The following is a 2615-nucleotide window of genomic DNA, read 5'->3' as shown; positions in this document are numbered from 1 at the left end:
ACGAGGTGCCGCTCGACGCGGTGGTCCACCACAGCACGGCCCGTGGGAAGCGGGTGCTGTTTCCGGTGGTGGTGGGGCCTGAGCTCGAGCTCGGGCCCGACCCGGCGACTCCGGCGCGCGTCCCCATTCATGAGGTCGACTTGTTCCTGGTTCCGGGTCAGGTGTTCGACCGTGCGCTGCGCCGGCTGGGGCGGGGCGGGGGACACTACGACCGACTGCTCGCGCGTCGGCGTTCGGATGCGACGCTGGTCGGAATCTGTTACGACGATCGCGTGATCGAGGCCCTTCCAGAAGATCCGTGGGACGTCCGCATGCACGCGGTCGTGACCGAGCGCGGTGTCTCGCGATGACGAAGGACGCCGTTCCCGCCGCGTTTCGCGAGCGCGTCGTCGACCTGGTCGCCCCCGGCGAGCTCGCCGCGCGGCTGGCCAAGGGCAAGCCGCTGCGCGTGAAGTACGGCTGCGACCCGTCGGCGCCGGACCTGCACCTGGGTCACACGGTTCCGCTCGACAAGCTGCGCGAGCTGCAGGATCTGGGGCACACGATCATCTTCCTGATCGGCGACTTCACGGCGATGATCGGTGACCCGACGGGGCGCAACAAGACGCGCGCGCCACTCACGCGCGACGCGGTGAAGAAGAACGCCGAGACCTACGTGGAGCAGGTGAGCGCCGTGCTCGACGCCTCGAAGATCGAGCTGCGCTACAACAGTGAGTGGATGGACCGCATGCCGCCGTCGGATTTCATCCGGCTGGCCTCGCAGCAGACCGTGGCGCGCATGCTCGAGCGCGACGACTTCAAGAAGCGCTTCCACAGCGAGACGGCGATCGCGATCCACGAGTTCCTGTATCCGCTCGTGCAGGCGTACGACTCGGTGGCGCTGCGCGCCGACGTGGAGATGGGCGGCACCGACCAGCTGTTCAACCTCTTGCTCGGGCGCGAGATACAGCGCGCCTACGGGCAGGAGCCGCAGATCGTGATGACGGTGCCGCTGCTCGAGGGCACCGACGGCAGCGAGAAGATGTCGAAGTCACTGGGCAACGCGATCGGGATCCGCGAGCCGCCCAGCGAGATCTACGGCAAGACCATGTCGATTCCCGACGCGCTCCTGCCGCGCTGGGTGAAGCTCCTGGCGCGCAAGGAGTGGGGGCTCGACGCGCGGGTCGCGGCCATGGACGCGGGGCGCGAGAACCCGCGCGACGTGAAGGCGGCTCTCGCGGCGCGGCTGGTCGAGCGGTACCACGGCGCGGCCGCAGCGCGCGAGGCCGAGGCGCACTTCGACCGGGTGTTCCGCCAGCACCGGGCGCCCGAGGAGGTGCCCACGGTCGAGGTGCGGAGCGCCGAGCCCGGAGGCGTGCGCCTGGTCGACGCGCTGGTCGCGGCGGGCTTCGCGGGCAGCCGCTCCGAGGCGCGCCGACTGATCGGACAGGGTGGGGTGCGGGTGGGCGAGCAGCGGGTGAACGAGCTCGAGGCCGCGCTCCCTCCCGGCGAGCATCTGGTGCAAGCGGGAAAGCGCCGCTTTGCCAAGCTCCGCGTTCTTCCGGCCTAAGTCCGCGACAAGCCAGCGGATTTAGAAGTTTGACAGGTCGGAGGACTTGGCATATCGTACGCCCCCTCGCGATTCGGCGGGCTGCCCATCGGGTCGCTCTCGAGGGATCGTTCCTCGACCACCTCGGTCTTTGAAAAGCGAATAGTACGCGGACCTTGGTCTCCGTCGTCGCCTGCGTCGACGGGGACAGATGAGTTCGGATTCTCGTCGATTCTTCGATAGAAGCGGTCTGGCTAACGCCAGATCGCGAGATTCTTCAGTTTATTTAACTGGAGAGTTTGATCCTGGCTCAGAACGAACGCTGGCGGCGTGCCTCATACATGCAAGTCGAGCGAGAAAGCCCGCAAGGGTGAGTAAAGCGGCGCACGGGTGAGTAACACGTGGGTAATCTGCCCTCGAGACTGGGATAACCCGGGGAAACCCGAGCTAATACCGGATACGACCGCAGGGTCTTCGGGCTCTGCGGAGAAAGATGGCCTCTACTTGTAAGCTTTCACTCGAGGATGAGCCCGCGTCCCATTAGCTAGTTGGTGAGGTAAAAGCTCACCAAGGCAAAGATGGGTAGCTGGTCTGAGAGGATGGCCAGCCACACTGGAACTGAGATACGGTCCAGACTCCTACGGGAGGCAGCAGTAGGGAATTTTGGGCAATGGGCGAAAGCCTGACCCAGCAACGCCGCGTGTGGGATGAAGGCCCTCGGGTCGTAAACCACTGTCAGGAGGAAAGAACAGCCGCACGGATAATACTCGTGCGGTCTGACGGTACCTCCAAAGGAAGCGCCGGCTAACTCCGTGCCAGCAGCCGCGGTAATACGGAGGGCGCAAGCGTTGTTCGGAATTACTGGGCGTAAAGCGCGTGCAGGTGGCTGAGTAAGTCGAATGTGAAAGCCCCGAGCTCAACTCGGGAACTGCATCCGAAACTGCTCGGCTAGAGTCCCGGAGAGGAAGGCAGAATTCCCAATGTAGGGGTGAAATCCGTAGATATTGGGAGGAATACCGGTGGCGAAGGCGGCCTTCTGGACGGTGACTGACACTCAGACGCGAAAGCGTGGGGAGCAAACAGGATT

At 64.9% G+C, this 2615-nt stretch carries 2 protein-coding genes and 1 rRNA gene; all 3 read left to right on the top strand.

Translation table 11 applies throughout. The features are described 5' to 3' along the window. On the top strand, positions 1–350 hold a 350-nt coding region (locus tag VMR86_01325), incomplete at its 5' end, for a 5-formyltetrahydrofolate cyclo-ligase (protein HTO05670.1). Continuing rightward, a complete protein-coding gene (gene tyrS / locus VMR86_01320) occupies positions 347–1549 on the top strand; it encodes a tyrosine--tRNA ligase (protein ID HTO05669.1) in 1203 nt (400 codons plus the stop codon). The genes VMR86_01325 and tyrS, both read left to right, overlap by 4 nt. A 266-nt stretch (positions 1550–1815) precedes the next feature. Then, positions 1816–2615, top strand: a 16S ribosomal RNA gene (locus tag VMR86_01315); the annotation flags it as partial.

It is taken from the genome of Myxococcota bacterium (assembly GCA_035498015.1).
In the GTDB taxonomy this organism is placed as follows: domain Bacteria; phylum Myxococcota_A; class UBA9160; order SZUA-336; family SZUA-336; genus VGRW01.
This window is presented reverse-complemented; position numbering and strand designations above follow the sequence as displayed.